At 68.7% G+C, this 3,916-nt stretch carries 6 protein-coding genes and 1 tRNA gene; 5 read left to right on the top strand and 2 right to left on the bottom strand.

Annotated features, from left to right (window positions below; genetic code table 11):
• Positions 1-75: 75 nt before the first annotated feature.
• Positions 76-777: a TorF family putative porin gene (locus CCR79_RS12660; protein WP_201173571.1), complete on the bottom strand. Its 702-nt coding sequence runs from the start codon at positions 775-777 to the stop codon at positions 76-78.
• A 281-nt stretch (positions 778-1,058) separates the two neighbouring features.
• Here CCR79_RS12660 and CCR79_RS12655 point away from each other — a divergent pair, with 281 nt between their 5' ends.
• Positions 1,059-1,445, top strand: a complete 387-nt coding sequence (locus CCR79_RS12655) for a SirB2 family protein (protein ID WP_201173568.1) — start codon at positions 1,059-1,061, stop codon at positions 1,443-1,445.
• A gap of 55 nt (positions 1,446-1,500) precedes the next feature.
• Positions 1,501-1,959, top strand: a complete 459-nt coding sequence (locus CCR79_RS12650; protein ID WP_201173565.1) for an RrF2 family transcriptional regulator — start codon at positions 1,501-1,503, stop codon at positions 1,957-1,959.
• A gap of 40 nt (positions 1,960-1,999) precedes the next feature.
• Here the strand turns inward: CCR79_RS12650 and CCR79_RS12645 are convergent.
• Positions 2,000-2,073 (bottom strand) — tRNA-Gly (locus CCR79_RS12645).
• A gap of 100 nt (positions 2,074-2,173) precedes the next feature.
• Here CCR79_RS12645 and thiS point away from each other — a divergent pair.
• Genes thiS through trmB form a run of 3 tightly spaced genes read left to right on the top strand, consistent with a single transcriptional unit; the run spans position 2,174 to position 3,894 of the window.
• Positions 2,174-2,377, top strand: coding sequence for a sulfur carrier protein ThiS (thiS, locus tag CCR79_RS12640; RefSeq protein ID WP_201173574.1), 204 nt, complete (start codon positions 2,174-2,176; stop codon positions 2,375-2,377).
• Between the two features lie 36 nt (positions 2,378-2,413).
• On the top strand, positions 2,414-3,202 hold the full coding sequence (locus CCR79_RS12635) for a thiazole synthase (RefSeq protein WP_201173561.1): 789 nt from the start codon (positions 2,414-2,416) through the stop codon (positions 3,200-3,202).
• Positions 3,199-3,894 carry a tRNA (guanosine(46)-N7)-methyltransferase TrmB gene (gene trmB / locus CCR79_RS12630; protein ID WP_201173558.1) on the top strand — a complete coding sequence of 232 codons (696 nt, stop codon included), beginning with the start codon at positions 3,199-3,201 and terminating at the stop codon, positions 3,892-3,894. Before CCR79_RS12635 ends, trmB begins: the two co-directional genes overlap by 4 nt.
• Positions 3,895-3,916: the final 22 nt, after the last annotated feature.

Below are 3,916 nucleotides of genomic sequence, written 5' to 3'. Positions count from 1 at the left end.
GCTGGAGGAGCGTGGCGGGGCGGGGTAACCCGACCGGAGGCGCCGGCCGGCGCCCCCGGGTGCAGGGGGGTGCGGCTAGAAGGAGCGGGACACGGTGAAGGCCACCTGGGTCTCGTCGTCGTCTTCATCCGCCGCGTCGGAGCTGTTGTAGGTGCCCACCAGGCTGAGATCGAGCGTGCCGTACTCGTAACCGACGCCCAGGGCGGCATCGGCGCCGTCCAGGTTGGTGTCGGAGTCGATCACCAGGTAGCCGAGGTGGGCCATGGCGTAGAAGCCGGCGGCCAGCGGCGTCATCCAGTTGGTCTCCAGATAGACGGAGCTCTCGTCTTCGTCAAAATAATCGTCGGAGACGTGGACGTAGAAGTCCGCCTCCACCTCGCCGAAGGCAGTGCCGGCGCCGGCGTAGGCTTCTACCGTGTTGGAGTCGGAGTCGTCCGGATAGGTGTAGAAGGTCAGCCCCACATCACCCCAGATATCCGGGGTCAGGTCGAAGCCGAAGCCGCCGTAGAAATCCAGCTCCAGTGGGCCCCTGGCGTCCTGTGGCTGCAGGCTCGACGCCCAGGTGCCGACGTACGCCCCGGAGGCGTGGTCTAGGTCGAAGCCACCCTGGACGGCCGGCTCCTCGTCGCTCTCGGAGAAGCCGCGGAAGAGGTAGTTGGAGGTGATCGCCACGTTGGAGGAGAGGCTCCAGCCGGCGCCGATCTCCTCGGCCTGGGCGTTGGCGGAGAGGCCGAGGAGCAGGCCGCCGGCGGCGACTAGCGGGAAAGGCTTTTTCATGGTCGGGCACCTTATGCTGTATCCGTGGGTCAGGGGCGGCCACCGCCACGGGCGGCGCGCGCCGGGTTCTCATGCAGGGGGTGTGCCAGGTCGGGCCGTGTTAGATGGAACAAGGGGTTAAGCGGGAGGTCGGGTGCCGCGCCCGCGCGCGGCGGCGTGCCTGCACCAGGAGCGGACGGCGCGCGCACCGAAGGGGTGCGCGCGTTGTGCGTGGTTGCAGCCGGGCCCGACCGGCAGGAAGAATAGCCTCTTTTCGAAACGGACGACGCGAGGGGGTAGGAATGCACCAGGTGTTGCTGTCGACGCACGCGCTGGCCGCCGTGGTCAGTCTCGGTCTGTTTATCGCCCGGGGGATCCTGATGTTCCGTGGCTCTGCAGCGCTCGAGAACAAGGTCCTGCGGGTGGCGCCGCAGGTCGCCGACACCGTGCTGCTGCTGACGGCAGTGGTGCTGATGGTGATGATCGCCCAGTACCCCTTCGTCGACGGCTGGCTCACCGTCAAGCTGCTCGGACTGATCGCCTACATCGTCCTCGGGGTGATCGCCCTGCGCCGAGGCCGCACCCGGCAGATCCGCATGGCGGCGTTCATCGGCGGCATCGCCGTCTTCGGCTACCTCTACCTCTACAGCATCACCCGCGAGCCGCTGCTGATCGTCGGCCTGGGCTGATCCGGATGGCCCCGGGCGCTGCTATAGTGTCCGGGGCAGCGAACGGAGCCGGATCATGCGTCTAACCCGACACAGCGACTACGCCCTGCGGGTCCTGCTCGCCCTTGGGGCGGCACAGGGCGAGCTGGTCACCATTGGCGCGATCGCGGAGCGCTTTGACATCTCGCGCAACCACCTGATGAAGGTGGTCAACCGGCTGGCTGCCCACGGCTTCGTGGAGACCGTCCGCGGCAAGCGTGGGGGGATCCGGTTGGCCCGCCCGCCGGAGGCGATCGCCCTGGGTGAGCTGCTGCGGCGCACCGAGGAGGACTTCACCCTGGTGGAGTGCTTCCGGGACGAGGATCAGCGCTGCCGGATCGAGGGCAACTGCGCCGTGCGCGCCGTACTCGACGAGGCGCTGCACGCCTTCCTGGCGGTGCTGGATCGCTACACCCTGGCCGATCTGCTGCACAACCGCGGCGCCCTGGCCGTGGACCTCGATCTGATCGACCGCCGTGCGGCGGAGACCGGCTGAACGCAGCCCGGGGCTGTCGGGTCAAAGACAGGGAAGGGATTGGAGCGGGTGATGGGAATCGAACCCACATCGCCAGCGTGGGAAGCTGGAGCTCTACCATTGAGCTACACCCGCTGCGGACAGATGAAATCATAGCGCTGCACGGCGCCGAGGACAACCGGTGCCGCAGTGCCGCAACCGCGTTAGACTATCCGCGATGAGTACAGCAACCAGCATACAGATCCAGGTCAACGGCGAGGGCATGACCCTCCCCGCCGGCGCCAGCTGCGCCGATGTTCTGCAGCGGCTCGGCATCAGCGAGCAGCAGCGTCTGGCGGTGGAGGTTAACGAGACCATCGTCCCCCGCAGCCAGCTCGGTGATCACCAGCTGGCCGATGGCGACCGCGTGGAGGTCATCCAGGCCATCGGCGGCGGCTGACCCGGTTCCCCTCAAAGCACGGAGTTCAAGACAAAGATGGCGGATCGCGATCCCCTGGTCATCGCCGGGCGCGAGTATCACTCGCGCCTGCTGGTCGGTACCGGCAAGTACCGCGACATGGAGCAGGCCCGTGCGGCCATCGAGGCAAGTGGCGCCGAGATCGTCACCATCGCCCTGCGCCGCAGCAACATCGGCCAGAACCCGGACGAGCCCAACCTGCTCGAGGCCGTGCCGCCGGATCGCTACACCATCCTGCCCAACACCGCCGGCTGCTATACGGTGAAGGACGCGGTGCGCACCTGCCGCCTGGCCCGCGAACTGCTCGACGGTCACAACCTGGTCAAGCTGGAGGTGATCGGCGACGAGCGCACCCTCTACCCGGACGTCCCCGGAACCCTCGAGGCCGCCGAGCAGCTGGTGGCCGAGGGCTTCGAGGTCATGGCCTACACCAGCGACGACCCGATCACCGCCAAGCGGCTCGAGGAGATCGGCTGCGTCGCCGTGATGCCCCTGGCCGCGCCGATCGGCTCCGGGCTCGGCATCCAGAACCGCTACAACATCCTGGAGATCGTCGACCGCCTGGAGGTTCCGGTCCTGGTGGACGCCGGCGTGGGCACCGCCTCCGACGTGGCCGTCGCCATGGAACTCGGCTGTGACGCCGTGCTGCTCAACACCGCCATCGCCGGCGCGCGGGATCCGGTGCTCATGGCCTCGGCCATGCGCAAGGGCGTGGAGGCCGGGCGCGAGGCCTACCGCGCCGGCCGTATCCCGAAACGGCGTTACGCTGCCGCGTCGTCGCCTGAGGAAGGGACCTTCTTCGAGTGAGCCAGCTGCGACTGACCCGCACCTTCGTCCGTCGCAAGGGGCGCCTGACGCAGGGGCAGCAGCGCGCGCTGGAGCAGCTGTGGCCGGGCTTCGGCATCGATGTGCCGGAGCAGGGCGTTCTCGACCTCGACGGGCTCTTCGGCCGCACGGCGCCACGCGTCCTGGATATCGGCTTCGGCGACGGCGAGGCCCTGGTGGAGATGGCTGCCGCCGATCCCGGGCGCGACTATCTGGGCGTCGAGGTCCACCGCCCGGGGGTGGGCCACTGCCTGCTTTGCGCCGAGCAAGCGCAAGTGGAGAACCTGCGCGTGGCCACCGTGGACGCCGTGGAGCTGGTCCGCCACCACCTCCCGCCGCGGAGTCTGGCGGCGGTGCACATCTTCTTCCCCGACCCTTGGCCGAAGAAGCGCCACCACAAGCGGCGGATCGTCCAGCCGGCTTTCCTCGATCTGCTGGCCGAGCGGCTGGTACCCGGCGGTACCCTGCATCTGGCCACTGACTGGGCCGACTACGCCGAGTGGATGCTCGATACCGTCGAGCCCGACGAGCGCTTCGAGAACACCTGCGGCCCGCGGGCCTTCATCCCGCCCCCGCCGCCTCGCCCGCAGACCAAGTTCGAGCGGCGCGGTCTGCGCAAGGGGCACCAGGTCCACGACCTGATCTATCGCCTCCGGCCCGCCGACGCCGGATAGGCGGGGGCGGGCGGCGGATTAC

Source organism: Halorhodospira halophila (assembly GCF_016653405.1).
Taxonomy (GTDB): domain Bacteria; phylum Pseudomonadota; class Gammaproteobacteria; order Nitrococcales; family Halorhodospiraceae; genus Halorhodospira; species Halorhodospira halophila_A.
The sequence above is the reverse complement of the archived record's forward strand: the minus strand, read 5'-3'. Positions and strand labels throughout refer to the sequence as shown.

Coding starts and splice junctions, on each gene's coding strand:
- CCR79_RS12660 (WP_201173571.1), bottom strand. CDS start 777: ATGAAAAAGCCTTTCCCGCTAGTCGCCGCCGGCGGCCTGCTCCTCGGC.
- CCR79_RS12655 (WP_201173568.1), top strand. CDS start 1,059: ATGCACCAGGTGTTGCTGTCGACGCACGCGCTGGCCGCCGTGGTCAGT.
- CCR79_RS12650 (WP_201173565.1), top strand. CDS start 1,501: ATGCGTCTAACCCGACACAGCGACTACGCCCTGCGGGTCCTGCTCGCC.
- CCR79_RS12635 (WP_201173561.1), top strand. CDS start 2,414: ATGGCGGATCGCGATCCCCTGGTCATCGCCGGGCGCGAGTATCACTCG.